General features: G+C 44.0%; 32 protein-coding genes. 25 read left to right on the forward strand and 7 right to left on the reverse strand.

Going from position 1 to position 26240, the window contains the following annotated elements:
* Window positions 1–147: 147 nt before the first annotated feature.
* Window positions 148–504 (reverse strand): YugN family protein, encoded by a 357-nt coding sequence (locus ACTSEZ_RS04280; RefSeq protein ID WP_029285077.1) that lies wholly within the window; start codon window positions 502–504, stop codon window positions 148–150.
* Window positions 505–700: 196 nt separating this feature from the next.
* On the opposite strand from ACTSEZ_RS04280, the gene ACTSEZ_RS04285 reads away from it, so the two are divergent.
* Both ACTSEZ_RS04285 and ACTSEZ_RS04290 read left to right on the forward strand, forming a co-directional pair.
* Complete coding sequence (locus ACTSEZ_RS04285) at window positions 701–1129, forward strand: CBS domain-containing protein (RefSeq protein ID WP_369732949.1); 429 nt, start codon at window positions 701–703, stop codon at window positions 1127–1129.
* Between the two features lie 203 nt (window positions 1130–1332).
* Window positions 1333–2370, forward strand: coding sequence for a CAP domain-containing protein (locus tag ACTSEZ_RS04290; protein ID WP_369733089.1), 1038 nt, complete (start codon window positions 1333–1335; stop codon window positions 2368–2370).
* Between the two features lie 195 nt (window positions 2371–2565).
* Here the strand turns inward: ACTSEZ_RS04290 and ACTSEZ_RS04295 are convergent, their stop codons facing one another.
* A complete protein-coding gene (locus ACTSEZ_RS04295; RefSeq protein WP_369732950.1) occupies window positions 2566–3048 on the reverse strand; it encodes a PaaI family thioesterase in 483 nt (160 codons plus the stop codon).
* Window positions 3049–3219: 171 nt separating this feature from the next.
* On the opposite strand from ACTSEZ_RS04295, the gene ACTSEZ_RS04300 reads away from it, so the two are divergent.
* The 4 genes from ACTSEZ_RS04300 (at window position 3220) to ACTSEZ_RS04315 (ending at window position 4909) form a co-directional block, all read left to right on the forward strand.
* Entirely contained in the window at window positions 3220–3615 is a 396-nt protein-coding gene (locus tag ACTSEZ_RS04300; protein ID WP_369732951.1) for a YlbD family protein, read from the forward strand.
* Window positions 3616–3630: 15 nt separating this feature from the next.
* Complete coding sequence (locus tag ACTSEZ_RS04305) at window positions 3631–3870, forward strand: YlbE-like family protein (protein ID WP_282033494.1); 240 nt, start codon at window positions 3631–3633, stop codon at window positions 3868–3870.
* 102 nt (window positions 3871–3972) lie between these two features.
* Entirely contained in the window at window positions 3973–4389 is a 417-nt protein-coding gene (locus ACTSEZ_RS04310; RefSeq protein WP_369732952.1) for a hypothetical protein, read from the forward strand.
* A gap of 70 nt (window positions 4390–4459) precedes the next feature.
* Window positions 4460–4909 (forward strand): YlbF/YmcA family competence regulator, encoded by a 450-nt coding sequence (locus ACTSEZ_RS04315; RefSeq protein ID WP_369732954.1) that lies wholly within the window; start codon window positions 4460–4462, stop codon window positions 4907–4909.
* Window positions 4910–4918: 9 nt separating this feature from the next.
* On the opposite strand, the gene ACTSEZ_RS04320 is transcribed toward ACTSEZ_RS04315, so the two are convergent.
* Window positions 4919–5254, reverse strand: a complete 336-nt coding sequence (locus ACTSEZ_RS04320) for a hypothetical protein (RefSeq protein ID WP_369732955.1) — start codon at window positions 5252–5254, stop codon at window positions 4919–4921.
* 95 nt (window positions 5255–5349) lie between these two features.
* Here ACTSEZ_RS04320 and ACTSEZ_RS04325 point away from each other — a divergent pair, with 95 nt between their 5' ends.
* Entirely contained in the window at window positions 5350–5622 is a 273-nt protein-coding gene (locus ACTSEZ_RS04325; protein WP_029285061.1) for a YlbG family protein, read from the forward strand.
* A 58-nt stretch (window positions 5623–5680) separates the two neighbouring features.
* Here ACTSEZ_RS04325 and ACTSEZ_RS04330 read toward each other — a convergent pair whose 3' ends face one another.
* Window positions 5681–6061: a DUF7147 family protein gene (locus ACTSEZ_RS04330; protein WP_369732956.1), complete on the reverse strand. Its 381-nt coding sequence runs from the start codon at window positions 6059–6061 to the stop codon at window positions 5681–5683.
* Between the two features lie 380 nt (window positions 6062–6441).
* On the opposite strand from ACTSEZ_RS04330, the gene rsmD reads away from it, so the two are divergent.
* Both rsmD and coaD read left to right on the forward strand, forming a co-directional pair.
* Window positions 6442–7011 carry a 16S rRNA (guanine(966)-N(2))-methyltransferase RsmD gene (gene rsmD, locus ACTSEZ_RS04335; protein ID WP_369732957.1) on the forward strand — a complete coding sequence of 190 codons (570 nt, stop codon included), beginning with the start codon at window positions 6442–6444 and terminating at the stop codon, window positions 7009–7011.
* A 1-nt stretch (window position 7012) separates the two neighbouring features.
* The gene (gene coaD / locus ACTSEZ_RS04340; protein WP_369732958.1) at window positions 7013–7495 is read left to right on the forward strand and encodes a pantetheine-phosphate adenylyltransferase; all 483 of its coding nucleotides are present in this window, start codon (window positions 7013–7015) and stop codon (window positions 7493–7495) included.
* A gap of 46 nt (window positions 7496–7541) precedes the next feature.
* On the opposite strand, the gene spoVV is transcribed toward coaD, so the two are convergent.
* Window positions 7542–8756 carry a dipicolinic acid transporter SpoVV gene (spoVV, locus tag ACTSEZ_RS04345; RefSeq protein WP_369732959.1) on the reverse strand — a complete coding sequence of 405 codons (1215 nt, stop codon included), beginning with the start codon at window positions 8754–8756 and terminating at the stop codon, window positions 7542–7544.
* A 141-nt stretch (window positions 8757–8897) separates the two neighbouring features.
* On the opposite strand from spoVV, the gene ACTSEZ_RS04350 reads away from it, so the two are divergent.
* Window positions 8898–9737 carry a patatin-like phospholipase family protein gene (locus ACTSEZ_RS04350; RefSeq protein ID WP_051827082.1) on the forward strand — a complete coding sequence of 280 codons (840 nt, stop codon included), beginning with the start codon at window positions 8898–8900 and terminating at the stop codon, window positions 9735–9737.
* Window positions 9721–10743 carry a SepM family pheromone-processing serine protease gene (locus ACTSEZ_RS04355; RefSeq protein WP_369732960.1) on the forward strand — a complete coding sequence of 341 codons (1023 nt, stop codon included), beginning with the start codon at window positions 9721–9723 and terminating at the stop codon, window positions 10741–10743. Before ACTSEZ_RS04350 ends, ACTSEZ_RS04355 begins: the two co-directional genes overlap by 17 nt.
* 79 nt (window positions 10744–10822) lie before the next feature.
* Here ACTSEZ_RS04355 and ACTSEZ_RS04360 read toward each other — a convergent pair whose 3' ends face one another.
* A complete protein-coding gene (locus tag ACTSEZ_RS04360) occupies window positions 10823–12052 on the reverse strand; it encodes a nucleotidyltransferase (RefSeq protein WP_369732961.1) in 1230 nt (409 codons plus the stop codon).
* Window positions 12053–12638: 586 nt separating this feature from the next.
* Here ACTSEZ_RS04360 and ACTSEZ_RS04365 point away from each other — a divergent pair.
* From ACTSEZ_RS04365 to ACTSEZ_RS04380, 4 genes are all read left to right on the forward strand, one after another.
* Window positions 12639–13160 carry a YceD family protein gene (locus ACTSEZ_RS04365; RefSeq protein ID WP_369732962.1) on the forward strand — a complete coding sequence of 174 codons (522 nt, stop codon included), beginning with the start codon at window positions 12639–12641 and terminating at the stop codon, window positions 13158–13160.
* Window positions 13161–13232: 72 nt separating this feature from the next.
* A complete protein-coding gene (gene rpmF / locus ACTSEZ_RS04370) occupies window positions 13233–13406 on the forward strand; it encodes a 50S ribosomal protein L32 (RefSeq protein WP_029285043.1) in 174 nt (57 codons plus the stop codon).
* A gap of 122 nt (window positions 13407–13528) precedes the next feature.
* Window positions 13529–14311, forward strand: coding sequence for an enoyl-CoA hydratase/isomerase family protein (locus ACTSEZ_RS04375; RefSeq protein WP_369732963.1), 783 nt, complete (start codon window positions 13529–13531; stop codon window positions 14309–14311).
* Between the two features lie 87 nt (window positions 14312–14398).
* Window positions 14399–15007: an RsfA family transcriptional regulator gene (locus ACTSEZ_RS04380; protein ID WP_369732964.1), complete on the forward strand. Its 609-nt coding sequence runs from the start codon at window positions 14399–14401 to the stop codon at window positions 15005–15007.
* 35 nt (window positions 15008–15042) lie between these two features.
* Here ACTSEZ_RS04380 and ACTSEZ_RS04385 read toward each other — a convergent pair whose 3' ends face one another.
* On the reverse strand, window positions 15043–15522 hold the full coding sequence (locus ACTSEZ_RS04385) for an N-acetyltransferase (RefSeq protein WP_369732965.1): 480 nt from the start codon (window positions 15520–15522) through the stop codon (window positions 15043–15045).
* Window positions 15523–15718: 196 nt separating this feature from the next.
* On the opposite strand from ACTSEZ_RS04385, the gene ACTSEZ_RS04390 reads away from it, so the two are divergent.
* The 10 genes from ACTSEZ_RS04390 to ACTSEZ_RS04435 all read left to right on the forward strand — a co-directional run bounded on the left by ACTSEZ_RS04390 (window position 15719) and on the right by ACTSEZ_RS04435 (window position 26217).
* Window positions 15719–17053, forward strand: a complete 1335-nt coding sequence (locus ACTSEZ_RS04390) for an acetyl-CoA carboxylase biotin carboxylase subunit (protein ID WP_369732966.1) — start codon at window positions 15719–15721, stop codon at window positions 17051–17053.
* Between the two features lie 74 nt (window positions 17054–17127).
* Window positions 17128–17343 (forward strand): acetyl-CoA carboxylase biotin carboxyl carrier protein subunit, encoded by a 216-nt coding sequence (locus tag ACTSEZ_RS04395; RefSeq protein ID WP_369732967.1) that lies wholly within the window; start codon window positions 17128–17130, stop codon window positions 17341–17343.
* Between the two features lie 20 nt (window positions 17344–17363).
* Window positions 17364–18902, forward strand: coding sequence for an acyl-CoA carboxylase subunit beta (locus ACTSEZ_RS04400; RefSeq protein WP_369733090.1), 1539 nt, complete (start codon window positions 17364–17366; stop codon window positions 18900–18902).
* 140 nt (window positions 18903–19042) lie between these two features.
* A complete protein-coding gene (locus ACTSEZ_RS04405; RefSeq protein ID WP_369732968.1) occupies window positions 19043–19921 on the forward strand; it encodes a 2-dehydropantoate 2-reductase in 879 nt (292 codons plus the stop codon).
* Window positions 19918–20307, forward strand: coding sequence for a DUF3397 family protein (locus ACTSEZ_RS04410; protein ID WP_369732969.1), 390 nt, complete (start codon window positions 19918–19920; stop codon window positions 20305–20307). The genes ACTSEZ_RS04405 and ACTSEZ_RS04410 overlap by 4 nt, the downstream gene beginning before the upstream one ends.
* Window positions 20308–20396: 89 nt before the next feature.
* Window positions 20397–22022 (forward strand): bacillithiol biosynthesis cysteine-adding enzyme BshC, encoded by a 1626-nt coding sequence (bshC, locus tag ACTSEZ_RS04415; RefSeq protein WP_369732970.1) that lies wholly within the window; start codon window positions 20397–20399, stop codon window positions 22020–22022.
* A 123-nt stretch (window positions 22023–22145) separates the two neighbouring features.
* Window positions 22146–22577 (forward strand): division/cell wall cluster transcriptional repressor MraZ, encoded by a 432-nt coding sequence (gene mraZ / locus ACTSEZ_RS04420; RefSeq protein WP_029285027.1) that lies wholly within the window; start codon window positions 22146–22148, stop codon window positions 22575–22577.
* An 84-nt stretch (window positions 22578–22661) separates the two neighbouring features.
* The gene (rsmH, locus tag ACTSEZ_RS04425) at window positions 22662–23594 is read left to right on the forward strand and encodes a 16S rRNA (cytosine(1402)-N(4))-methyltransferase RsmH (RefSeq protein ID WP_369732971.1); all 933 of its coding nucleotides are present in this window, start codon (window positions 22662–22664) and stop codon (window positions 23592–23594) included.
* A 29-nt stretch (window positions 23595–23623) separates the two neighbouring features.
* Entirely contained in the window at window positions 23624–23989 is a 366-nt protein-coding gene (ftsL, locus tag ACTSEZ_RS04430; RefSeq protein WP_369732972.1) for a cell division protein FtsL, read from the forward strand.
* Window positions 23990–23991: 2 nt separating this feature from the next.
* A complete protein-coding gene (locus ACTSEZ_RS04435) occupies window positions 23992–26217 on the forward strand; it encodes a penicillin-binding protein (RefSeq protein WP_369732973.1) in 2226 nt (741 codons plus the stop codon).
* Window positions 26218–26240 lie beyond the last annotated feature (23 nt).

Genomic DNA, 26240 nt, shown 5'->3' on the forward strand with positions numbered 1-26240 from the left:
TCTAAATTATAGTACGAAAGTACGGAATTAAGGAACGGAATTTTGGGAATTCTTAAAAAAGTTTATAAAAATAAGAAAATAAAAAAACAAAAGCTGCGGGAGCTTTTGCTTTTTTGCACCTGCTTCTGCACTGGACAGGAACAGATCTTATACGATGCGGCCGATTTCTTCTTTCAGCTGTTTCAGAAGATTTTTGCTTGTGTTTAAAACAGCGTTTGGAAAATCCTCGCCTTCTCCGTATTCAACACCATGAGGATAATAGTGCTTTCCAAGAAGAGGAGTCATGAGTTTAATCACTGCATGTCTTGATCCGATATCACCTTCAGCGGCATAGCCCGGAATGCGCAGGTAGAACGTTTCCCCTTTGTTTTCAAACTTGCGGTCATATGTAACGCGCTCATAATCCCATTGGCCTGCACGGACAATTCCAAGATCATCCATGATTTCATCCAGTCTGTTCAGTTCAACTGTAAGCCCGTCAAGTCCCGTGTTTTCCATTTTCATTATGTATTCCCTCCTAAAAACCTTGTCGCGGCATTTTCATTAGTAAAGCGCTTTAATGAACTCCCCTTCAATCATAGTACGAATGCATCGAACTTTCAATCTTTACCTTTTATTTTACATCTTTATCTTGTTTTTGGACAAACTGGGTGTATTGGAACGGTTTCGTTCACAAATCGTTTGTCAGGGAGGATAAAAGATGCAAAAAGTGAAAGATATTATGTCTGAAGATATTCAGGTATGTACACCGCTTGATAATGTTTATGAGGCTGCTGTTAAGATGAGGGACTGGGATGTAGGTTCGATTCCCGTAGTTGAAGAGGATAAGCTGATTGGCATGATTACAGACCGTGATTTGGTTATTCGGGGAATAGCTGAAAAACATCCGGGATCCAACAAGGTGACAAACGTGATGAGTGATCACCTCTGTACAATCGGCCCGGATGCAACAGCGGAAGAAGCTGCAAGGCTCATGGCCGAGCATCAGATCAGACGGCTTCCTGTTGTGGAAAATGGCCGAATGCTGGGGATGGTTTCACTGGGAGACCTGTCACTTAATCATCTGACAGATCAAAGAGCGGGAACAGCGCTCTCAGACATTTCCGAACATGGCAGCCATTTGCACTGAAGATGAAAGGAGCATGCAGCTGCATGCTCCTTTTTAAATATAAAGCACTTCTGAACCTTACGATTTGAAAAAAAACCTGTTTTTTGATTAAATGACGTATAAAAGGATATACTATCTGCCAATCTTGTGAAATACTGTTTACTAGTATATAGATTTTGCTGTTTCATATAATGGCAGTAACGAAAGACCTGGAGGGATGAAAGCTGGGCGGTATATTAAAGACGTTTTTTCTTTTGCTGATTATTGCAGGTTCATATTTTTTATATATTCAGTATGGAACTCATGAGCAGCCGATCAGACAGCAGGATGAGAGCGAACAGCTCGCCGGGCAGTCTGAAGAGCAGCTGAACGTGCCGGAAGAAGGGGTATTATCCTTCATTGGAAAATCATCAGATGAAATCGTGAATACACTCGGGGAACCAGTCAGAATTGATCCGTCTTCCTACGATTATGAATGGTGGATTTATAATCAGAATGGCAGGCAATATCTGCAGGTTGGAGTAAAGGAAAATAAGGTTGTCACCGTTTATGCAATTGGACCTGATGTCAACGTGAATCCTTATAAGCTCGGACAGCCTGCCGGGGATGTTTTTAAAACAAACTCCATATCCTCAAGCATTTCCATTGATCTGAATGGCAGCTCCTACCGTTTTGAAATGTCTGAGGAAGATATGAACACGAGGCCTATTGTGCAGATTGGTGATATTTTTGTTCAGCTTTATCTGGATAAATTTGATGGAGAGCTGTCGAGCATCCGGGCTCTGGATAAAGAGACCCTCATCAAGCAGAGGCCATACGAAGTGGTTTACAGAGGTGAACTTCTTGAACCCGCAGAACTGACAGATGAACAGTGGAAGGCGGTCGAAGAAGGCGCAGAAAAACAGATTCTGGATCTGACAAACGTGATCCGCGACAGGCACGGCGTACCGCCTGTAGAATGGGATCAAATGACTTCAGAGGTTGCTTTCGGTCACAGCAATGATATGCTCGTCAACAATTACTTCTCTCATGAATCACCGACTGAAGGGAGTCTTGGCGACAGACTGAAAGAAGGGGGAGTCACTTATCAGCTTGCGGGTGAAAATATTGCTGCCCAGTACATTGACGGCATTGCTGCTGTTGAAGGCTGGCTTAACAGCAAAGGCCACAGAGAAGCCCTGCTGAACCCTGAATTTACAAAGCTTGGTGTAGGTGTCAACGAGCTTTACTATACACAAAACTTTATCAGGCCTTTTGAATAAGGACAGAAAAGACATCCGGGAGGGATGTCTTTTCTTATACTTTGCGGTATGCTCTTCGTTCGGCATAGACTTTACACAGCCTGCACACATGGATTTTCTTCTGTTTTTCCCCAAGATAAACCTCTGAATTCTTCACTTTCTTTTTACAGAAATAACAGGTCTTTTTAAAAAATGGAAACATTGGATCCCCGCCTATTATGGAGTTGGTCTGTCGATGATAAAAAAGCTTGCTGTACAATGGGCCATTAATTTTCCGTCATCGCGGGCAACTCTGCCTTCTGTCACAAGCGTTTTGCTGCCCCTATGGATAAGAGTTGCGGTGCACGTGAGCTCTGAGCCGATGCCCGGAGCCACATAGTTAATCTTCATTTCAGACGTGACGGCTGCAAGATGACTCGGCAGGACGTGATGGACAAGAGAACCCATGGCAGAGTCAAGCAGAGTAGCGGTGATGCCTCCGTGTACAATCTCCAGTGAATTTTGAATTAAAGGGGTATTCGGTATTTTTAAAATAAATTCATTTTCCCGGTATTCACCCCTTGGCGCAAGGAATGCTCCTATGTATGTACCGTTTTCTTTTTGCGCTTTCTTTTGCAGTCCCAAAAGAAACAACTCGGCTGCTGGAAGATCCTCCTCCTTAATCTCGGCCAAAAGCTTCGCAATTTCTGCCTTTTCCATGTCTCACTCATCCTTTCTGTGCTGCTTTTATCTTATCAGCTGCTGCAAACTGAGCGCAATCAGGATTTTCCAGTGAAGGATGGAAAATACACTGCCTTTATAAAATTGGGCGAACCGATTGACCGTTTAAAAATAAAATAAAGCAGGCGAATGTAAGCAGAGGTGATCATAATGACTGAGAAAAAAGAACATCCATCTATTGCACAATTTAAAGAATTTGTAAAAAAACATCCCAAATTGATTTCAGAAGTCAGAAAAGGCGATAAAAAATGGCAGGAATTATTTGAAGACTGGTATCTGCTCGGAGAAGATGATGCTTCCTGGCAAAAATACAGGGAGGACGCGGCTGAGGCTGAAAGTGCAGAGGATAAAAAATCCGATTTTATGTCCCGGATGATGACAGCTGTTAAAAACATGGACGCAAATCAGATGAATCAGCATCTGTACAACATGAACAGCACAATCTCTTCCATTCAAAATCTGTTTTCAACATTCGGGCTGACAAAAGGTGCTTCATCCGGCCAGTCAAAAACGCAAAACAATCCTTTTTCGTTTAGAAAAGATTAAGCAGGAGCGGGTGAGATGAGAAAAGAAATTCAGGACATGATTGCAGCAGACAATGAATTAAAAAAGTTCCTGCGCGAGCAGCCGCAGTGGTACAGAAAGCTGTCGAGAAACCCGGGCGACACCGAATCGATGAAGCTTGCGATGATGAATTATTATCAAAAAACCATCCCGCACAAAGTAGCCCAATTTTCTAACTCCGTAAACATGGCTTCCATGATGCTCGGCATGCTTCAGTCCATGAGGCAGCAGGATTAATAGAAGAGAGGTCAGGTAAAGACTTTCTCTTCTATTTTCTTTTACCCGGACATATTTGGCTTCTTTCTGGTGAAACTACCGTGAGAAGGAGGCGATGTTATTGTGAAACATTTTATTTGGCTGTTGATATTGGCTGCGGCTCTATCTGCATGTTCTAATGAAAAGCCCCGGCCTGAGGGGGAGGAAACGGTCCCTATGGAAGTCAGCATGCTTGGCGATGAAGCGGTTGAGACAGCCGTTCAGCCGAGGCAGCTGAATGTCACTCATCATGTAAAGGGAAGCAATGTATACATAGAATGCTACATCCCTAATTTTTCCTTTTCGGATAAGCGCGGGGAAAAGGTTAACGGAGAAGGCTATCTGAATCTGTATATAGACGGAAAAAAAACAGATGATATTCATACAGCTGCTTTTATCATTAAAGGACTGGACAAAGGAACACATACGATTTATATAGAAGTGCTCCACAACGATTCTTCCCGTTATCATCTGAAAAAGACGTGGAACGTCACAATCTGATTCAGGACGAGCCGCTCCATTTACCATTGAGGCGCAAACATGGTAGAATGTAGATTGAGGTGGTGTTTCTATGCTAGCTACAATGGAAAGCGTTCAATTGCTCGATGAAGCTGAGCTTCTTGGTGCATTAGTTGTACAATCAGAAATTGCGGAAGATTACCGCCGCACTTTAGATACATTAAGAAAAGACAAATCAGCACAGAAAGTGATTGCGCGTTTTGTTGAGATAAAGAATTTATATGAGGATGTTCAGCGTTTTGGAAAATACCATCCCCAATATAAAGAAATAACAAAAGCGATGAGAGATGCTAAACGGGAGCTCGATCTCCATGATACAGTGGCTGCTTTCAAAAAAGCGGAGAAAGAACTGCAGAATCTTCTCGATGAGATCAGCGTTGAACTTGGCACAGCCGTGTCACAGAATATTAAAGTGCCGACCGGCAATCCTTTCTTTGATTCCGGTTCAAGCTGCGGGGGCGGATGCGGCTCCGGCGGGTCGTGCGGCTGCAAAGCATCATAAAAGCGAGGCTCAGCCTCGTTTTTTATGTCTGTTTTTTAAACGGATGCAGTCATCGCATAAATTACCGCAGCAAAACATCTTTTCCTGGGGCACATAAAAACGGTGGCGGAATACATAAAGATTTTTATCCTCTCTGACAAAAACGGTTTCAGCCGTCAGCCTTTTGCCGCGCATGGCAGTCCGTGCCGACTTCTCAATCAGTAAGGCAAGCTCATCTGCTGATGCATTCCCCTTGCACGCAATATAAAGAAACGGGATGCCTGCTGTTTTTTTAACCGAGCACGCAAGGCGTCTGTCCTCATTCATAAGCTGCAGGAACAGCTGAAACGTCTGCTCAAGATCCAAATTGGCCAGCTCCTTTCGGGTAAGCTGCGTATTGTAAAAAAATTAGAAAATTGTTACACTTCAAGTGGAGAATATAAAAAGGGAGAATATGAACGATGTTTGATAAGCGTCAAGGCATAATTATATGGATGCATTCGTTAAAGCAGATTAAAATGCTCCGCAAATTCGGCAACATCCACTACGTATCAAAAAAATTAAAGTATGTCGTCTTATATTGTGACATGGAGCAAGTTGAACATACAATTGAAAAGGTTTCTTCCTTTTCATTCGTCAAGCATGCTGAACCGTCATATAAGCCCTTTCTTAAACTGGAGTTTGAATCGAAGATTGATAAAGCAAAAGAATATGACTATAAACTTGGCTTGTAAGAGAAAGCGCAGTCCTGATGGCTGCGCTTTTTTTGATCTTACGGGATAAGTCCTGCGTTTATTGCCAGGCAGGAAGGTATCTGTTCATTCTGAGAATGCCTGTCAGATACTGATAATATAAATCTTTTTCAGCAAACTCACCAGAAGATTTCACAGTAAGTTCAATCATCGGTTTTGCGAGAGATTCGGAGAGTTCCTGAAATAATTGGCGGCGTTTCGTTTCTCCTGCAGGAATCCCTTCAAGGCATAAATAAATGGCCTGAAATTGGCCCGGATCAGTTGGTTCCATAACAACGGCAAAGGAAGACATGCTCCGTCCGTCAATGGTTGTCTCCAATAGTAAGAATCTTGAAACGCGGTGCGCATTTGCTTTAGTTGTCTCAATCAATTCATAAAGATCGGAAAATCCTGCTCCCAGTTCAATAAAGCGCTGAATCATGTGTGTTTTTCCTCCTGTTCGTGCTTTCTTCCCATAATGTATCACTTTTTTGAGGTGCCCGGTAGGTCAAGCTTTTATTTTATGAAGAAAAAACGCAGATGAGATGTATAGTGCGCGGACGATTAGTGGATAATGGTAGTAACAACATCGATCGAGATGTTGTTGCCAACCGCGGAGAAGACTTACGTTTCCCCATAAGTTCTTCCTCCGGTTTCTCCTCTCCCTTTGCCTTCTGCCCAAAAAAAGCTTGCTTTTTTTGGTTCAGAAGGACCCCGCAGGATGCCTGCGGGGTTTTTTTAATGCATTTGCCCATTCTCTATGGTACGATAAAACAGGCTGTTTTCATGCAGTAAAGACATAAAATGACAGTGGTGAAAAAGATGAGAGTAGTTTCTGGGAGCTGCAAGGGCCGCCCGCTTAAGGCTGTACCGGGTACGTCAACGCGCCCGACAACAGATAAAGTGAAAGAATCCATTTTTAATATCATCGGGCCTTATTTTGACGGAGGTCTTGCTGTTGACCTGTTTGGAGGAAGCGGAGGTCTTGGGATCGAAGCGCTCAGCAGGGGAATGGATACGTGCATATTTGTAGACAGAGAAGCAAAAGCAGTCGCAACTATACATAAAAATTTAGAAGCCTGCCGCTTTCAGGGTCAGGCTGAGGTATACCGGAATGATGCAGAGAGAGCACTGAAAGCGATGGCGAAAAGAGAGCTGTCATGTGAGCTCATGTTTTTGGATCCGCCGTACAAGAAACAAAAATTGAAAGCGCTTATCGAATTGATAGACGAGCTTAATCTTGTGAAGACAGGCGGCATCATTGTGGCTGAGCATGATCATGATGTTGAATTGCCGGAAACAATCGGATCCTTTGTGATGACGAGGAAAGAAACATACGGCATCAGCGGGGTATCCATCTTTGCACACACAGAAAAAGGGACGGGGGAGTAAGATGGCGAGCATTGCAGTTTGTCCGGGAAGCTTTGATCCTGTGACATACGGACACTTGGATATTATTAAACGGGGAGCAAAAGTTTTTGATCATGTTTATGTGTGCGTCCTGAATAATTCTTCTAAAAATCCGCTCTTTAATGTGGATGAGCGCATCGAGCTTTTGCAGGAAGTGACAAAGGATATGCCGAATGTCACGGTGGAGTCGTTTAAAGGCCTTCTGATTGAATATGCCAACAGCAAAAAAGCAAGCACGATCTTAAGAGGGCTTCGCGCAGTATCGGATTTTGAATATGAGATGCAGATCACATCCATGAACAGAGTGCTTGATGAGAATGTTGAGACCCTTTTCATGATGACGAACAATCAGTATTCGTTCCTGAGCTCAAGCATTGTAAAAGAAGTGGCCAAGTACAGGGGAGATATTTCAGAGCTTGTTCCAAAAGCGGTTGAACGCGCCCTTAAACAAAAATTCAATAAATAAAATCAAGAGGTCTCATGATTTGAGGCCTCTTTTTTATGCAGATAGTTCAATTTTTCTGAAGCATTCTTTTAGCGTAGATGATGATATAGGTAGATAGAGAGAAAAGCGTAATGACCGGACCTGTTTCCATAAGCACGGACCAGGCGGAACCAAGCACAACCGGCGCATCTTCTCTTAAAAATACAGGAATGACGGAAACCTCTGAACCTGAAACTCCCACATACAGCGGTTTCCAGAAGAGCCAGGCGAAAAATGCCGCATAAATGCCCTGCAGGATCCTTGCGGCAAAAAACGGTTGAAAACGGATATCCGTATCAGCAAGGATACTTGCCACCTGCGCCTGGATGGATAAACCGCTGAAGCCGAGCATAAAGCTGACGACGATTGCCTTTTGAAGCAAGTCAGTGTCAACTGTGCTCACAAGCTGACTGCCAAGAGTCATCTCAAATAACCCCGAAACGAGTGGAAGACCAAGAGAAGCCGATAAATGAACAGAAGCGAGAATAAGGCTGAATCCTGCAGCCGCTGCATCTGTCAGAGATAAAAGGGATAATAGTTTGTTTATGACAGAAAATAAGATAATAAAGCCGCCTACCATTAAAAGCGTATGGATGGATGAAAGAACGGCATCGCCAAGCATTTTGCCGATTGGGCGCCGGTCTTCCATCCGTGTTCTGTGCATTTCATCAAAAGCTTCTTTAATGGACGGAATCTTTCTTGATTTGTCCTGATTTTCAGATTGGCTGTCCCTGCCGTGAAACCTCATCGTAAGACCTACTGCAAGATTTCCGGAGTAGTGGGCAGCTGCAAGCAGGAGACCGAGTGCCTGATTGTTGAAGAAACCGATCGCGACAGCACCGAATATGAACAGGGGATTTGAGGAGTTTGTAAAGGAAACGAGCCGCTCGGCTTCTCCTGCAGTAAGCTGCTGCTTTTTCCTCATCTCTGCAGTCAGTTTGGCGCCTGCGGGAGACCCTGAAGCCCATCCCATCGCCCAGACAAACCCGCCAATGCCGGGCACTCTGAACAGCGGCCGCATAACGGGTTCAAGAAGTACGCCGATAAAGGCGACAACACCGAAGCCGGTCAATAGCTGGGAGAGAATAAAAAAGGGAAGGAGCGACGGAAAAACAACTCCCCACCATAATTCAAGCCCTGCCTTAGAAGCAGTAAAGGAAACCTTCGGGCTTATAATCATGGCAAATGCAAGGATGAAAAGCGAGCATCCAAGCACGAGTGTCTTCATTTTAGATGAATTCAACATGCGTCCCCCTCTAGCTTCTTTCTATACTTTTGAAAGCGGGAAGTGATAAAATAAAATCAGACTTCCTGCAGGGTTGTACACTCTTTGATACTTCAATATACGAGAATAGGGGACCGTTTTAGACCATAGAATTGACTAATGAACGAATTGACATCAGAGGAGGGTATCTCTTTGAAAAGAGAACCTAAAATTGGTCTTGCACTGGGATCCGGGGGAGCGCGCGGATTTGCACATCTCGGAGTACTGAAAGTATTAAACGATGAAGGAATACCTGTCAATATGATTGCCGGAAGCAGCATGGGCGCGCTTGTCGGGAGTTTTTATGCAACGGGGCTCGGATTTGAGCATTTATATAAACTTGCAGTGATGTTCAAACGGAAATACTATCTTGACTTTACTGTGCCGAAAATGGGGTTCATAGCCGGAAACCGCGTCAAGGAATTTATCCGCGTTTTTACAAGAGGGATGAATATCGAAGATCTCGAAATCCCGCTGTCTATTGTGGCAACGGATTTGTACGAAGGAAAAAAAGTCATCTTTACAAAAGGGCCTGTGGCAGATGCGGTGAGGGCAAGCATTGCGATTCCAGGCATATTTGTTCCTGAAAAAATTGACGGCAAATTGCTCATCGACGGCGGAGTGGTCGATCGTATTCCCGTATCGGTGGTCAAAGAAATGGGGGCTGATCTAGTCATAGCTGTGGACGTTTCCCGCGTGAAAAAGACAGAAGAAATTACATCCATCTTTGATGTTATTCTGCAAAGCCTTGATATTATGCAGGATGAACTTGTTCATCACCGGAAAATTGCTTCTGACATTATGATTCGTCCGCATGTCGAGCAGTACAGTTCCAAAGCATTTAAAAACATTAAAGAAATCATTGAAATTGGTGAAAACGAAGCAAAAAAGCATGTAGAGGAAATAAAATTGCTTATAGAGAGCTGGAAGGGGTCTCAGCAGGATGAAGAAGAATACTAAACTGGTAAGAGCGATTCTTATAGGGATCATTCTGGCAGCGGTGCTGAATTTTATAAAGCTTCCTTTTTATATAACGAAGCCCGGAATGGCCACGGAGCTTGAGCCGATTATTGAAGTGGAGGGCGGCTATGAGGAGGAAGGCAGCTTTTCCCTTACAACCGTAGGTTTTGGAAGAGCCAACATCTTCTCTTATGCCATAGCTTCTGTGTTCCCGTATCACGAAATCCTTCCTCTTGAGGACGTTGTCCAGGAAGGTGAATCAGATGATGAGTATCTGGACCGGCAGCTTCATATGATGGAATCTTCACAGGAATCAGCAGTTGCTCTGGCTTATGAAAAAGCCGGAAAAAAAGTAGATTATCTGTTCAGGGGAATTTACGTCATGCAGGTGGTAAAAGACATGCCTTCTGAAGGCAAGCTGAAAAACGGCGACAGAATTTTTGAAGTTGACGGCAGCGAATTTAAAACAGCTGAAGAATTTATTGCATATGTCGGCAAAAAGAAAAAGGGCGATACAATCGAAATTACATACGAACGCAATGGGAAAAAAGGAAAAACAGAGATTGTAGCCGATACCTTCCCGAACGATCCGAAAAAAGTGGGAATAGGCATATCTCTTGTAACAGACAGGGAAATTGAAACGGATCCGGACATTACGCTTGATACAAGCAATATTGGCGGGCCTTCGGCAGGACTGATGATGTCGCTTGAAATTTATAATCAGCTGACAAAAGAGGATTTTACAAAAGGCTATCAGATTGCAGGAACCGGAACGATTGACGATAAAGGAACGGTCGGGCCAATTGGAGGAATCTCGCAAAAAATTGTTGCTGCTGATAAATCGGGTGCAGATATCTTCCTGGCTCCAAATCAAGAGGGCATTGAAACATCAAACTACAGGGAAGCGGTCAAGACGGCAAAAGAAATAGGCACGGAAATGAAAATCGTTCCTATAGACACATTTGACGACGCAATCGCTTATCTGGAAAAGCTGGACGAGAAATAAAACTGGATTCAGAACGTAAAAAAACCACGCAGCATTTCTGCGTGGTTTTTATGTATATGGGCCTCAACTGAACTAAGTTCTACAAAAAACAGCCTTTCTCCCTGTCATACTGAATCGGTCTAGTGGAATATTCCCGTTTTATACTTTGGGACCTCAGCGGTTCAGGCAGGATCATCGCATGAACGGCAGAAGCTTTTATGTCTTGGTCAAGCAGCGGGTGGCTGAATGATGAGAGAACAGAAACAAGCGGTGTCTCCAGGTTTTTTTTCACACTGTTCAAGTAGGACCTGCCTGCGTCCGACATTCCGAGCAGCCTTAAATAGGGGGCGCGTCCGCCTGCCTGCTGCATTTGATTTTTCGTTGTCCGTGTTAAAAGATGAAGGCACATCCGCTGAAGTCTCGTCCACGTATATCGTTTCGTTTTAAGCTGTTCCATAAATTCTTTAAAAGATTCCGCCTGCATCATCACAGATTTGACCCTGTTTTCAAGGCCTTCCTCAACTTCATAGATTTGTCTCATTTCTTCTATGCTCATCGTGCAGACCGTGTACTTCAGCAGGTCAAAATAGTTTTCCCAGTGATGAAGAACGCCGTGCTCTGATTCATACTCGCGCAGAAGCTCGTTTGTAGACGATGGAACAAACCGGCTGATATCCTTCTGTTCATCTGAAAACAGCGCTTTTCTTATACTCGTTGCACTTGCGATCGGAGAAGAATTAAAATCTTCATCATGATAGCCTGCGGCGGTCCGTTTAATCGTAAGAGGACGGATGGATGCTTTCTGCTTTTGAATCGCACGGACATACTGAAACCCCAGAATATTATTCGGAAGAGACAGATCAAGCGGGCGTGAATCTGTTTCAAGGGCAAGAAATGCTGAGGTCTGGGCACTGGGATAGCTCATGCCCTCTTTCATAAACTGTTTAACCAGCTGCTGATACTCTGCATGATGGCTGTTCAGCAGCTCGGCTGTTTCAAGAAAAGGAGAAATCTCCCCGTTTTCACTGCCGAAGCAGACACTGCTGCATCCGAGCGCTTCAAGAATGGAAATGGCCCCATCAGCAAAGGTTTCAGCTTTTTGAGTAGCGTAGGCATAAGGGAGTTCAATCACAAGATCTGCACCCTGCTTTAATGCCATTTTCGTCCGCGCCCATTTTGAGACAAGCGCAGGCTCCCCGCGCTGAAGAAAATTGCCGCTCATCACTGCAATCACGGCATCTGCCTTAGAAGCCGTTTTCGAAGCCTCAAGATGATAAAGGTGTCCGTTATGAAACGGATTATACTCCACAACCAATCCAACCGTTTTCAAGTGGGCATGCCTCCAAACCAAATGTTTTACATAAATCATGTCGCCTGAAGCGGAGGAAGTCAAGTTCTGTTCTTGGAAAAGCTGTTTGGGTGCTTCGTAGAGACGGGTTTGAAGCTTAATATAGCTGACAGGATTGTTTATGACCGTTCAGTGAAAAGTGCTGGAGCTGAAGGGTTAAAAGGAAGCTGCATATGACCGTACAGAGGGAAAGCAACAAAGCTGAAGGGTTAAAATAGAGGCACATATGACCCTTCAGAGAGAAGCAACTGAGCTGAAGGGTTAAAACAAGGTGGCTTATGACCCTTCAGAGAGAAGCAACGGAGCTGAAAGTTCAAAACAAAGCCTCAAATGCCCCTTCAGATAGAGACCTCGGAGCTGAACGGTCAAAACAAGATTGTGTTTGACCAAACAATGAAAACTGCGTGATAATATTTCTCCAGACAGCTGACATAAAAAAACATGTTTTTTGCCCTGAATATTTTGCTTTAAATGCTTATTCATGTATACTAAACACTGTAAAGAAAAAATATTGACAAATATTATTGCGAAAGCTATAATTACCTTTGTTGCCTTGAGGTGATACCATATGAAATGGTCTATTAATGAATTGAACAAACTGCAAAACAAGGGACTGCAGATTGATGAAACGATCCAGTTAACCGATATGAAAGGCGCTCTTTCTGAGGTCCGCGATATTTCTCCGGTCTCAGTAACAGGCAGAGCCGATCTTGGCTCTTCAAAAGCTGTCTTTCATCTGACGCTTGCCGGCACGCTGATTCTCCCTTGTGCAAGGACGCTAGTGGATGTTCCATTTCCGTTCGAAATTCATACAACTGAAACGTTTTTATTAAAACCGAATGCAGACTTCGAGATGGAAGAAGATGTCCATCACGTTCAGGAAGATATCGTTGACTTAATACCTGTTATTAAAGAAAACATTCTTTTGGAAGTGCCGATGCAGGTTTTTAGCGATTCTGTTGAAGAAAACGATCAGGCTGCCCCGCAAGAGGGAAAAGATTGGAAAGTGATCTCTGAAGAAGAGAACAAAAACAAGATTGACCCAAGACTTGCCGGGTTATCGAAATTTTTCGATGATCAAGACAGCTGATGCTATTGTTTAGCACTTATATATAGGCTGTTACACACTGTTTTAACGAAACTCTGTAAGGAGGTGGGAATAATGGCTGTACCTTTTAGAAGAACTTCTAAAACAAGAAAGAGACTGCGTCGTACACACTTCAAATTGCAAGTGCCTGGTATGGTAGCATGCCCAAACTGTGGTGAAGTGAAATTAGCTCACCGCGTATGTAAAGAATGTGGAACATACAAAGGAAAAGAAGTTGTAAGCAAATAACAGCTTCATTAAAAACGCAAGGATCCTAATGGATTCTTGCGTTTTTTGTGTTTTTGCTGGTTTGAGTCCCCGCCCTCCTATAAAATAAGAGTGGAGATAAAAACGGCAAGAAGGGGATGCATATGGGGAAAGTAACAGCAGTCGAAAGCGGGGGCATCCTTCAGGTTAAGATAAATAGGCCTGAACGGAGAAATGCCATAGATTTTGATGTCATGAATGAATTTAGCCAGGTTCTTAACGGCGCACTGCATAATGAAAGAATTCTTGCGCTGACGATAACCGGCAGCGGGACAAAGGCTTTTTGCTCAGGCGGAGACCTTTCTGTTTTTCATGCCCTTGAGTCGGAGGAAGAAGCATATGAAATGCTGTCACGAATGGGCGATATCCTTTACCGGATTGCTGCTTTTCCTCTGCCGGTCTTTGCCCTTATTAACGGCACAGCTGTCGGGGGCGGAATGGAGATTGCTACGGCTGCTGATTTCAGGCTGGTCAGTGAAAGTGCCGAACTCGGCTTTATTCAGGGCAGGCAGGCAATCACGACCGGCTGGGGAGGCGGCACGCTGCTGTTTGAAAAAATGCAGCATGATGCTGCCATGACGATGCTGATGAGCGGAAGAAAAATAGGGGCAGTAAAGGCAAAAGAACTGGGATTTGCTTCAGAGGTTCTTGAAGCTTCCGTTTTTGAATCCAAATCGCTGCACTATGTAAAAGAGTCGCTTGTATCTTTTCCGCCTGTGCTGAAAGCTTATAAGCAGATGCAGGTTGAAAAGTGGGTGGCAACAGGGCTCAGGGACCGTATGAACAAAGAAATCCGCCAGTGTGCGAAGCTTTGGACTGGTGAAGAACATATGCGCCTGGTGCAGAATTTCCTCGCCAAAAACGAGACGGCAAAAAAGAGCTTGTAAGTCATCGATTAAAACATTGTCAATTAGTCTATCTACTCTAGCAGGCGCATAAGTATGTAAAAAATGCGCATTGAGGGGGAACAGACAATGACGACTACACGGCAGGATGCCTGGACACAGGATGAGGATTTAATGCTTGCAGAGATTGTACTCAGACAGATTAGAGAAGGCGGAACGCAGCTTGCTGCATTCGAAGATGTCGGCAGAAAATTGTCCAGAACGGCAGCTGCATGCGGCTTCCGCTGGAATTCTTATGTCAGAAAGCAATATAAATCTGCAATTGAGATTGCCAAGACGCAGCGTAAACAGCTGCGCAGCCAGGAATCGAACAGCCAGCCTCAAAAACAGGCTGCAAACACAGGTGATCATGAACCTGTTGAAGCGGGCGCATTGACGTTCCGGGATGTCATCTCCTTTCTGCAAAACTATGAGAACTCGGAGAATGCAGCAGGGCTCAAGAGTGAAAATGAAAAGCTGGCTCAGCGCATAAAGCAGCTTGAACTTGATCTTGAGCAGGCAAAGTCAGAAAAAGAAACCATTCATAATAATCTTAAAATGGTGGAAGAGGATTATATCATGCTGATTGAAATGATGGAAAAAGCGAGAAACATAGCTGTTATGAGAGATGATGAACGAAGCAGAAAAGTGAATTTTCAATTGGATCGAAACGGAAAAATAGAACGGAAAGAAAAATAAGAAATGACCGCTGACAAGCGGTCATTTCTTATTTATTAAGCAGGTTCGCCTTTCTGCTCTGACACCCCTTCAGGATACCAAACGAGAGGATTTTCTCCCTTATCCCGCTCCATATCATACGTAACTGGCTCAAATCCCATCCTTGACCAGAACTCCCCTGATTTCACGCGCGGATTTGTTTTAATCGGCACACCATAGGATTTTGCATATTCAACAAGCGCCGTGCCGCATCCCTTTCGCTTGTAATCAGGCAGAACTTCAAGCTTCCAAAGCTCCAGATAATCCTGTTTAGGTTCAAAGTAAACATCAAACCTTTTATCAACACGGTAGAGACTCATGCGGGCAACAAGCTTATCCCCGAAGTAAATCCCGTAAAATGGTGAATTGCTGTCATTTTCAATGATATTGTCCTGAAGATCGTCAAGCATGGAGAGCTCCTGAAGCCCGTACTCTTTGAACTTCTTAAATTCTTCCAGCGTTTTAAAATTTATTAATAATTTTTCTACCTTAAACATGGTTTATGCCCCCTTGCAGCCTATGAATCTTGCGTTTAAGATCATTAAAAAAGATAAAGCTTTGCATTTATTATACCATGCTCAGAAAATTAAGAAAGGTTTTCGTATGCGTTTTCATTTTTCGGGAAGGAATCTTTAAAAAGATGGAGAAATGTACTTAGTGGAGATTTGCTTATCATCATGGGAGGGGAGAATGTTGAAGAAAATTTTAATTGCAAACAGGGGAGAAATTGCGCTCCGGATTATGAAAACGTGTCAAAAAATGGGGGTAGAAACGGTAGCTGTTTATTCGGATGCAGATGCAGGACTGCCTTTTGTAAAGGCTGCTGATTATGCATTCAGGATCGGTGAAGCGCCTGTAGCGAAATCTTACTTATTAAAAGATGATATTTTAAACATAGCAGTCCGTGAAAAAGTGGATGCCATTCACCCCGGATATGGTTTCTTGTCTGAGAATACGGAGTTTGCCCAGGCGGCAGAGGCCAGGGGGATAAAATTTATTGGCCCGAAGTCTGAGACACTTGCCATAATGGGGGACAAAGTAGCGGCAAGGAAAGCAATGAAAGAAGCAGGTGTTCCTGTCGTGCCGGGAAGCTCAGGCCTTGCTGATATGGACGAAGCATGCGCATATGCTTCTGAGATCGGCTATCCGGTCATGCTGAAAGCAAGCGGAGGGGGCGGCGGAATCGGCATGCAGCGCTGCGATGACGAGGAAGCCTTGAAAAAATCCTTTGCTTCTGTCAAAACGAGAGCAAAAGCCTACTTTGGAAATGATGATGTGTTTATTGAAAAATTCATTTCAGAAGCAAGGCATATTGAGATTCAGCTTTTTGGAGATGAGTTTGGGAATGTTGTGCACATGTTTGAGCGTGATTGTTCTGTTCAGCGCAGAAACCAAAAAGTGGTGGAAGAATCACCATCGCCTCATCTGTCTGAAGCAACCCGCGAAAAAATGTGCGCTGCTGCAGTTGCTGCAGCCATTCATGCAGGGTACATAAATGCTGGCACGATTGAATTTATTGTGGATGAAGAAGAAAATTTCTATTTCCTTGAAATGAATACAAGACTCCAGGTGGAGCACAGGGTTACAGAAGGAATAACAGGACTTGACCTTGTTGAATGGCAGATCCGGACGGCGGCAGGAGAAAAGCTTCCATCCATGCAGCCGGAGATCACAAAAGAGGGCCATTCCATCCAGTTCAGGCTCTATGCAGAAGATCCTGTGAAATTCATTCCGTCACCAGGCTTAATTAAAGCGTTTACATTTAAAGAAATGGACGGAGTCATTGTCGACTGTGCTTATGCAGAAGGGGATACAGTTACACCGTTTTATGATCCGCTTGTTGCAAAAATCATTGTAACCGGTGAAAACCGCCCGGATGCATTAGCTAAAGCCGAGACATTTTTGAACGGAGTTAAAATAGAAGGAATTAAAACCAATCTGCCGTTATTTCTGACGATCTTATCAAACAGTCAGTTTAAAAAGGGCACATACAGCACGTCCTTTCTGCAGACGGCCGTTTTGGCATAAGAGTGTGCGTAAAGGCTTTAACAGATTCAAAACATGAAAAAAGTAACCAAACACCATGAATGGAGGATTTAAACATGATCGAAATTAAAGCAAGTATGGCAGGAACGGTTTTGCATGTATTAGTGGCAGCAGGTGATGAAGTAGCGGCTGGACAAGATGTGATCATGCTTGAGTCAATGAAAATGGAGATCCCCCTCGACAGTCCGGAGAACGGCACAGTGGAAGAGGTAAAAGCAGAAGCCGGGGATTTTGTTAACGAAGGCGATGTTCTGCTTGTTTTAAAACCTTAATGGAGGAGGGATTCCAAATGATGAAAGTTGATGAACTTGAAAAATTGCTGAAAGAAAAGACAGCTGAAATCGAATCCGGCGGACACCCTAAGTATCACGAAAAACTGAATGCCCAGGGCAAGCTGTTTGTCAGGGAACGGCTGAACAGGCTATTTGACAACGGAAAGTATACAGAAGACGGCAAGTTCGCCAATAATCAGGCAGGCGACCTTCCATCTGATGGAGTTGTGACCGCTGTCGGAAAAATAAACGGAGAAACGGTTTGCGTGATGGCTAATGACTCGACGATCAAAGCGGGATCATGGGGAGCCAGAACCGTTGAAAAAATCATCCGCATTCAGGAAACGGCAGAAAAATTGAAGGTGCCTCTCCTTTATTTAGTTGATTCTGCAGGAGCCAGAATTACGGATCAAATTGATATGTTCCCGAACCGCCGCGGCGCAGGCAGAATTTTTTACAATCAGGTAAAGCTGTCCGGCAGCATCCCGCAAATCTGTCTTCTCTTTGGGCCTTCAGCTGCGGGAGGAGCTTATATTCCTGCTTTTTGCGATATTGTGATCATGGTTGACGGGAATGCTTCCATGTACCTTGGCTCCCCGCGCATGGCAGAGAAAGTAATCGGGGAAAAAGTTTCGCTTGAGGAGATGGGCGGAGCGAGAATGCACTGTTCGGTGAGCGGATGCGGTGACGTTCTTGTGAAAACAGAAGAAGAGGCGATCCTTGAAGCAAGACGCTATTTGACGTACTTCCCGCAAAACTATCTGAGCGTGACGAAAGAAGCAGAACCTGTTTTGCCAAAGCAGGGCAGACCGCTTACGGAAATAGTGCCGCGCAATCAAAATGCTCCGTTTGATATGTATGAATGCATTGATTCACTTATTGATGCAGGCAGTTTTTTTGAAATCAAACGGTTATTTGCTCCTGAAATCATCACTGGATTCGCCAGACTGAACGGGAAAGTCGTGGCCATTATTGCGAATCAGCCGAGGGTGAAAGGTGGCGTGCTTTTCGTGGATTCTGCCGACAAAGCGGCAAAATTCATGCAGCTGGCAGATGCTTTCCACATTCCGCTCCTGTTCCTTGCCGATGTGCCGGGTTTCATGATTGGAACAAAAGTGGAGCGCGCCGGCATTATCCGCCACGGGGCAAAGATGATTGCAGCAATGAGTTCGGCCACTGTGCCTAAAATCTCCGTAATCGTGAGAAAAGCATACGGTGCGGGACTTTATGCGATGGCCGGCCCTGCTTTTGAAACAGATTGTGTGATCGCCCTACCAACTGCGCAGATTGCCGTTATGGGTCCTGAAGCAGCAGTGAATGCCATCTACTCAAACAAAATAAATGCAATTGAGGATCCAAAAGAAAGAATGAAGTTTGTTCTTGAAAAGCAGCAGGAATACAAAGAAAATATTGATATTTATAAGCTCGCATCAGAAATGATTGTGGATGATATTGTTTCTGCTGATAAGCTGAGAGAAGAGCTGATCTCAAGATTTTCCCTTTATGAAACAAAAGCAATCCCATTCGGCGAACGCAAGCATCCGGTCTATCCGGTCTGATTACACACAAGCCAGCCAAGAGCTGGCTTGTTTTCTTTTATTGGTGAAAATTTCCCCAAAAAGGCGGCGGAATAGCTATAGGAACATTTTTACTATTTTGTTATGATAAAGAAACGAATGAGAAACGGTGGGATGCATATATGGAGATTGGCATTATCGGCTCAGGCTCTGTGGGAATGCTCTGTGCAGCTTACTTGGCTAAAGAGCACAGAGTCACAGTTTACACGAGAAGAAAAGAACAGTCAGACCTGATCAATGAAAAAGGAATAATCCTTCTGCAGGGCGATCAGAAAACAACTGTCAAAGATGTGAAAGCATGTTCCGGCAGGGACTTCAAAGAGCCGCTGCTGATGATAGCCGTCAAGCAGTATCAGCTTGGAGATGTTCTTCCTCTATTGAAAGAAATGAATGAAAGAAAAAACCTCCTGTTTCTGCAAAATGGCATGTCTCATATCCCTCTGCTGGAATCTCTGGAAGGACATAATGTCTATATCGGTTCTGTCGAGCATGGATCTTTAAAGACGGGAGATGCGACTGTCGCGCATACGGGTGCGGGTGTCATTAAAGTGGGTTCTCTTTTCCCTGATCAGCCTCCTCTGACACTTACGGGCCTTGATTCAGAACGTTTCCCGTTTGAAGCTGCACGGAACTGGAAAGAATCACATTCAAGAAAGCTGCTTGCAAATGCAGTGATCAATCCGCTGACAGCACTTTTAAAAGTGAAAAACGGCGAGCTTACTGAAAACCCTCATTACAGCAGAATGGCTAAGTCGGTATTTAATGAAGCTTCCGGGATCTTGGGAATAACGGATGAAAATGCCGAGTGGGAAAAAGTGGTGGCGATCTGCAGAAAGACGGCCGAGAACAGGTCGTCCATGCTCAGGGATACGGAAGCAGGCCGTAAAACAGAGATTGACGGCATTATCGGCTATTTGCTTGATGAGGCAAAAAAGCAGAATACCCGGGTTCCTCTCCTTGAGTTTTTGTATCATGCAGTTAAAGGCGGAGAAAACGAATGATCGGCGAATGGTTCATCAATCTCGCAGCATTTGCCGTGTCTCTTCCGCTGCTAACTTTCCTCATTCTGGTCGCTGTTTTATCAGCTGTAACGGGAAATGTAAAAAGGGGCATGCTGTATGCAGCAGATGCTGCTGTCGTTCTGTTTGCGCTCTCCATTTATTTTAAATTGCTTGTTTTATCCGATACAGCTGTTTATGGAGGCATTTTTCTGTTTCTGCTGATTGTGATGTTTGCTGTCCTCATTTATATGATAAAATCCAGCTCATCAGTTCCGCTGTCAAAAGCCTTTAAAAAGTGCTGGCGATTTTCTTTTCTGATTCTCCTTCCGCTCTCAACCATTCTTGCGGTTTTCGGAGCAGTAAGAGGGATACTTGAATATATCTGAAGGTGCAGGCAAAGTCTTTTTCTTTTCAGCCGGATAAATGCTATACTCTTCTCGGATGCTTACATAACCCGGAAAGGAAGTTTACACAAATGGAGATTACTGACCTCTCCCTTCGCCATTCGAACCGATTAGTCGAAGATCTGATCAGCGGCAGGCTGAATACAGAGGACTATTTTGACTACAGCATTACGGATGACACCGTTTATGAAAAAAGAGTGAAGGACTTAAAAAATAGAACATTCGCAAGAGAAGAGCTGTCCTCCTATCTTTTGAGTTACCATCAAAAGCATTTTCAGGACAAGGAACCTGTGATCCGTAATATAGAGCGTTTAAAAGATCCGGAAAGTCTTGTTGTCGTCGGGGGACAGCAGGCGGGTCTTTTGACAGGACCGCTCTATACGATTCACAAAATCATTTCAATTCTCGTCCTTGCAGAACAGCAGGAAGCAAAGCTGTCTGTTCCGGTCATTCCAGTCTTCTGGGTAGCTGGTGAGGATCATGATTTTGCTGAGGTCAATCATCTGCATGTCTCTCAAAACGGGGTTATCAAGAAGAAGGCTGTTAAAACAGCCATGAATGAAAAGATTCCTGTGTTCTATAAACCTATCGATCACGCGGAATGCTGGAACTTTATCTGCTCTGTTTTTGAAACATACGGGGAAACCGACTATACACTGGAGCTGATGAACAGCCTCAAACAAACGCTGTCTGTTTCAGCCACTTATACGGAGTTTTTCGAACATCTTACATATGAAATGTTTTCGGATTACGGATTGGTGCTGATCAACTCTTCAGATCCTGAGCTCAGAAAAATGGAAGCAGGATTTTTTCAGCATTTAATCATGAAAAATGAAGAGCTGTCTGAGAGCCTTTCAGCTCAGCAGGCATACATGACTGAAGCTGGTTACAAGCCGATCATTGAAGCTGATCACGCGAGCGCAAATCTTTTCTTCCATGACAGCAAAGGTGACCGTCTGCTTCTTAAGCGTACAGATGAATCCGTCTTTTCTGCCGAAAGTCTGTCATTTACTGAGGCAGAGCTGAAGCAGTTCGCAGAACAGTATCCGGAGAGACTGAGCAACAATGTTGTCACAAGGCCGCTTATGCAGGAATATCTTCTTCCGACACTTGCCTTTATCGCAGGGCCGGGAGAGATTTCTTACTGGGCAGAGCTTAAGAAAGTATTTGAAACAGCAGGCTTTTTCATGCCGCCTGTCGTGCCAAGGCTGAATATCACCTTTGTTGAACGGTCCATTGAATCGGATATGAGGGACGTTTCGCTTACACTCGACGACCTGTTTTCAAAAGGGGCTGACAAAGTCCGGGAAGAGTGGCTTGCTAAAATGGAACCATCTCAGCTGACCCCTGAAATTGTTCAAGCCAAGACGGAGATTGAACGGATTCACAAAAATCTTAGGGAGTCGGCAGTCGCTAAAGACGCAAGTCTTCAGCCGTTTCTTGAAAAAAATGCATTTTTTATTCAGTCACAGCTTGATTTGCTTCAATCTCACGTCGACAAAAAAGTTCAGCAAAAGCACCGCGCAGAATTGGATAAATTCACAAGAATCGCGAAATCTCTTCAGCCAAATGGCGGATTTCAAGAGAGAACATGGAATATTTACTATTATTTGAATAAATATGGACCCCATTTTCTGCACGAAATCGTGAAGCTTCGCTATTCTTTTAACTCCCATCATAAAGTTGTCAAAATTTAAAGAACGAATTTCTGAAATCCTGTGGAATACAGGGTTTTTTTTTATGAAAAGAACGTGTAGAATAGGAAGTGGGGAGAAGTGGGGGGAAGTGGTGACCGAGAGAAAGAAAGTGGGGCGACGGACATGTTCATGGGTGAATATCATCACACGATAGATGCAAAAGGCCGCATGATCGTTCCAGCCAAATTCCGCGAAGAACTCGGAGAAACTTTCGTCATCACCAGAGGACTCGATCAATGCTTGTTCGGCTATCCGATGAGTGAATGGAAAATGATCGAGGAAAAGCTGAAGGCCCTTCCATTAACAAAAAAAGACGCACGTGCATTTACAAGATTTTTCTTCTCGGGTGCTGTTGAATGCGAACTTGACAAACAGGGGCGCATTAACTTGGCTGCACCGCTTCTGCAGTATGCAAAGCTTGAAAAAGAGTGTGTTGTTATCGGAGTATCAAATCGGATCGAACTTTGGGATAAGGCAATTTGGGATACATATGTAGCCGAACAGGAAGATTCATTTGCCGAAATTGCTGAAAATATGATTGGTTTTGATATATAATAATCTCTTGTGCAACAATGAGTAATAGCAATGTCAAAATCAGCATCTCAAGTACGTACGAATCTGATAAAGGTGGTAGCAGCAATGTTTCAACATAAAACAGTATTATTGCATGAAACGGTAGATGGTTTGAACATTAAAGAAGATGGGGTATATGTCGACTGCACATTAGGCGGAGCGGGACACAGTTCTTACTTGCTGTCCAAGCTTTCAAAAAAGGGGCACCTTTTCGCTTTTGACCAGGACGATGCAGCCCTCTCGCATGCAGAAAAGCTATTAGAGTCCTACAAAGGACAGGTAACATTTATTAAAAGCAATTTCAGGCATTTAAAAGCAGAACTTGAAAACCTTGGTGTAACAGAGGTTGACGGCATTTTATTCGACCTCGGAGTTTCATCGCCGCAATTAGATACACCTGAGAGAGGCTTCAGCTATCATCATGACGCACCTCTTGATATGAGAATGGATCAGAACGCAAGGATTTCCGCTTATGATGTCGTGAATGGGTGGACCTATGAAGAGCTGGTTAAAATCTTCTTCAGATACGGAGAAGAAAAGTTCTCTAAACAAGTAGCTAGAAAAATTGAAGCTGCAAGGGAAAAACAGCCGATCCGGACGACCGGAGAGCTGGTGGAACTGATTAAGGATGCCATTCCCGCACCTGCAAGACGCACAGGCGGCCATCCTGCCAAACGGATTTTTCAGGCGATCCGAATTGCGGTTAATGATGAATTGAAAGTGTTTGAAGAAGCCATTGGACAAGCAGTTGAGATGATTAAACCCGGCGGCAGAGTCAGTGTCATTACCTTCCATTCTTTAGAGGACCGAATCTGCAAGACGGCATTCAAGCAAGCTGCTTCATTACCGGAACTGCCTCCCAATTTGCCGGTTATACCTGATGAATTTAAGCCTAAAGTGAAACTGATCACAAGAAAACCGATTACACCATCTGAGGAAGAGCTTGAAGAAAACAATCGTGCAAGATCAGCCAAACTGCGAATACTTGAAAAACTGTAAGAAATAGATGAAACGAGGGGGTTTTGTTCATGAGTAATTTAGCTGTGAAAATCCAGCAGCAAAGGCAAGAGCAGCATAAGCAAATGCCCGAACAGCAGCAATCGGTGGTCATCAAAAGAAGACCCACAATTACAATCGGCGAAAAAGTGCTGATCGTTGCTTTTTTATCTGTTCTGCTGTTTGCAGCCATTCAAATTGTTTCAAATAGCGTAACGGTTTACAAGGGAAATGTGGCCGTTCAAAAAATCGAATCGAGAATTCAGGATCAGCAGAAGGTAAATGCAGATCTTGGTGTACAGGTTAAAGAGCTCAGCAGCTACGAGCGCATTATGGGCATTGCCAAAGGCCTTGGACTTGAGCTTGATACGAATAAAGTGAAAGTAGTAAACGACTAGTCATGAATCAGCCGAAAAATATCAATATGAACAGAGGAGCAGCAATATTAACCTTAATATTTGCATTGCTCTTTTTTGTCTTAGTCATCCGTTTCTTGTATTTGCAGACGACAGGCGAAGTAAATGGGGAAGTCCTTGCCGCAAGGGCCCAGGAGCAGTATGAAAGAAAGCGGACAATTGAAGCAAGCAGGGGATCGATTGTGGACAGAAATGGCGAAGTGATTGCCGAGGATACGAATACGTACACTCTGATCGCTGTACTTGACGACAAAATGACCACTTCTCCCAAAAAACCTAAACATGTGCTTGATCCTGAGGAAACGGCGGAAAAGCTTGCTCCCCTTCTTGATATGGAAAACAGTGAAGTCCGGGATATTCTTGAGAAAGATGCCGATCAGGTCGAATTTGGATCGGCGGGCAGAAACATCAGTCATTCACTTAAAGTCAAAATTGAGAAATTAAACCTTCCGGGCATCGGATTTATCCGTGATACACACAGGTATTATCCAAACGGCACCTTTGCCTCGCATATTATCGGATATGCGCAAAGAGAAGAAGGAACAACAAAAACCGTCGGAATGTTCGGCTTGGAAAAAAGCCTTGATAAGTACCTTCAGGAAAAAGACGGATATATGGCATATGAAGGCGACAAACAGGGGTTCAAGCTTCCAAACGGCGAGGAAAAGATTGTTGCTCCCGATAATGGAGATACGGTCTATCTGACACTGGACCAAAAGATTCAGACATTCCTTGAGGATGCGATGAACGAAGCAGCCGAGGAATATGAACCTGAAAAAATCATCGGCATCGTAGCAGATCCGAAAACAGGGAAAATACTGGCAATGGGGCAGCGCCCGAGCTTTGACCCTAACGTCCGTGATATTAACAACTATTATAATGATGCAGTCGCCTATCCTTTTGAGCCCGGCTCGACAATGAAGATCTTTACCTTGGCTGCAGCGATTGAAGAAGGCGTATTCAATCCTAATGAACTTTATAAATCTGGTATCTATAGAGTTGCAGGAGGTAAAATTGGTGATCATAACAGTAATGTCGGCTGGGGAACGATAAGTTTCCTTGAGGGTGTGCAGCGTTCTTCTAACGTTGCAATGGCTATACTTGCAAAAGAAAAGCTCGGTCCTGACCGCTTTATGAATTACATGGAGAAATTCGGACTGAATCAAAAAACAGGAATCGATCTTCCCAATGAAGCAAACGGAGTCTTCAACTACAAGTATGATATTGAAAAAGTAACAACCTCTTTCGGCCAAGGGTCCACTGTAACGCCTATTCAGCAGGTGCAGGCAGCTACAGCGATTGCTAACGGCGGCAAAATGATGAAGCCGTATATCATTGATAAAATTGTTGATCCGGACAGCGGAAAAACGGTAAAAGAAAACAAGCCGCAAACTGCCGGAACACCAATTTCCGAAAAAACCTCAAAAGAAGTACTGGACATTCTTGAAACAGTCGTCAGTTCTGAAAAGGGCACTGGAAAGCCGTATAAAATAGACGGCTATAAAGTAGCAGGAAAAACTGGAACAGCTCAAATTGGGGGCAGTGACGGAAGATACCTAAAAGGAAGAAATAACTATGTGTTCTCATTCCTCGGAATGGCGCCGAAAGAAGACCCTGAACTCCTTGTTTATGTAGCGGTGCAAAAGCCGCAGCTTAAAGATACGGAAACAGGTTCAATGCCTGTATCGACCGTGTTTAACTCGGTCATGAAAAACAGTCTTCAGTATATGAAAATTCAGCCGTCTGAAGAAGCGGAAGAAGAACCGGAAAAAGCGGATACCGAAGTAGGCTCTGCGCTTCCTTCTTTTGAAGGGGAAAGTGTCGAAGCAGCACAAAAATGGCTTGAGGACAATAAGATAAATGCCGTCATCCTCGGCAGCAGCAATGAAGTGAGCGAACAATATCCAGAAGAAGATTCAAGATTGATCGCAAACGGGCGTGTTTTTCTTAAAACAGACGGGAAAATGTCCATGCCTGATCTCACCGGATGGTCATCGCGGGATATTATGAAGCTTGCCAATTTCCTGGATTTAGAGCTCCAGTTAAAAGGAAATGGCTATGCGGTATCTCAAACGATCACTAAAGGTCAACGTGTTCAGAAAAATGACAGGCTGACGGTGAAACTTCAAAGTCCAGCGGGCGCATCTGAAGGCGAAACCGCAGAATCTGAAGCAGAAACTGCTGAGTCTGAAGAGGCTGAAACTGAATAAGCTTACACAAAATAAGAGAGGGC

The sequence above is a fragment of the Metabacillus mesotrionivorans genome (genome assembly GCF_052171315.1).
Lineage (GTDB): Bacteria > Bacillota > Bacilli > Bacillales > Bacillaceae > Bacillus_P.

Excerpts from the sequence above, each read along its gene's own strand:
- ACTSEZ_RS04280 (WP_029285077.1), bottom strand. The coding sequence starts at position 504 with ATGAAAATGGAAAACACGGGACTTGACGGGCTTACAGTTGAACTGAAC.
- ACTSEZ_RS04285 (WP_369732949.1), top strand. The coding sequence starts at position 701 with ATGCAAAAAGTGAAAGATATTATGTCTGAAGATATTCAGGTATGTACA.
- ACTSEZ_RS04295 (WP_369732950.1), bottom strand. The coding sequence starts at position 3,048 with ATGGAAAAGGCAGAAATTGCGAAGCTTTTGGCCGAGATTAAGGAGGAG.
- ACTSEZ_RS04300 (WP_369732951.1), top strand. The coding sequence starts at position 3,220 with ATGACTGAGAAAAAAGAACATCCATCTATTGCACAATTTAAAGAATTT.
- ACTSEZ_RS04305 (WP_282033494.1), top strand. The coding sequence starts at position 3,631 with ATGAGAAAAGAAATTCAGGACATGATTGCAGCAGACAATGAATTAAAA.
- ACTSEZ_RS04315 (WP_369732954.1), top strand. The coding sequence starts at position 4,460 with ATGCTAGCTACAATGGAAAGCGTTCAATTGCTCGATGAAGCTGAGCTT.
- ACTSEZ_RS04325 (WP_029285061.1), top strand. The coding sequence starts at position 5,350 with ATGTTTGATAAGCGTCAAGGCATAATTATATGGATGCATTCGTTAAAG.
- ACTSEZ_RS04330 (WP_369732956.1), bottom strand. The coding sequence starts at position 6,061 with ATGATTCAGCGCTTTATTGAACTGGGAGCAGGATTTTCCGATCTTTAT.
- rsmD (WP_369732957.1), top strand. The coding sequence starts at position 6,442 with ATGAGAGTAGTTTCTGGGAGCTGCAAGGGCCGCCCGCTTAAGGCTGTA.
- coaD (WP_369732958.1), top strand. The coding sequence starts at position 7,013 with ATGGCGAGCATTGCAGTTTGTCCGGGAAGCTTTGATCCTGTGACATAC.
- ACTSEZ_RS04350 (WP_051827082.1), top strand. The coding sequence starts at position 8,898 with ATGAACGAATTGACATCAGAGGAGGGTATCTCTTTGAAAAGAGAACCT.
- ACTSEZ_RS04355 (WP_369732960.1), top strand. The coding sequence starts at position 9,721 with ATGAAGAAGAATACTAAACTGGTAAGAGCGATTCTTATAGGGATCATT.
- ACTSEZ_RS04365 (WP_369732962.1), top strand. The coding sequence starts at position 12,639 with ATGAAATGGTCTATTAATGAATTGAACAAACTGCAAAACAAGGGACTG.
- rpmF (WP_029285043.1), top strand. The coding sequence starts at position 13,233 with ATGGCTGTACCTTTTAGAAGAACTTCTAAAACAAGAAAGAGACTGCGT.
- ACTSEZ_RS04375 (WP_369732963.1), top strand. The coding sequence starts at position 13,529 with ATGGGGAAAGTAACAGCAGTCGAAAGCGGGGGCATCCTTCAGGTTAAG.
- ACTSEZ_RS04380 (WP_369732964.1), top strand. The coding sequence starts at position 14,399 with ATGACGACTACACGGCAGGATGCCTGGACACAGGATGAGGATTTAATG.
- ACTSEZ_RS04385 (WP_369732965.1), bottom strand. The coding sequence starts at position 15,522 with ATGTTTAAGGTAGAAAAATTATTAATAAATTTTAAAACGCTGGAAGAA.
- ACTSEZ_RS04395 (WP_369732967.1), top strand. The coding sequence starts at position 17,128 with ATGATCGAAATTAAAGCAAGTATGGCAGGAACGGTTTTGCATGTATTA.
- ACTSEZ_RS04400 (WP_369733090.1), top strand. The coding sequence starts at position 17,364 with ATGAAAGTTGATGAACTTGAAAAATTGCTGAAAGAAAAGACAGCTGAA.
- ACTSEZ_RS04405 (WP_369732968.1), top strand. The coding sequence starts at position 19,043 with ATGGAGATTGGCATTATCGGCTCAGGCTCTGTGGGAATGCTCTGTGCA.
- ACTSEZ_RS04410 (WP_369732969.1), top strand. The coding sequence starts at position 19,918 with ATGATCGGCGAATGGTTCATCAATCTCGCAGCATTTGCCGTGTCTCTT.
- bshC (WP_369732970.1), top strand. The coding sequence starts at position 20,397 with ATGGAGATTACTGACCTCTCCCTTCGCCATTCGAACCGATTAGTCGAA.
- mraZ (WP_029285027.1), top strand. The coding sequence starts at position 22,146 with ATGTTCATGGGTGAATATCATCACACGATAGATGCAAAAGGCCGCATG.
- rsmH (WP_369732971.1), top strand. The coding sequence starts at position 22,662 with ATGTTTCAACATAAAACAGTATTATTGCATGAAACGGTAGATGGTTTG.
- ftsL (WP_369732972.1), top strand. The coding sequence starts at position 23,624 with ATGAGTAATTTAGCTGTGAAAATCCAGCAGCAAAGGCAAGAGCAGCAT.
- ACTSEZ_RS04435 (WP_369732973.1), top strand. The coding sequence starts at position 23,992 with ATGAATCAGCCGAAAAATATCAATATGAACAGAGGAGCAGCAATATTA.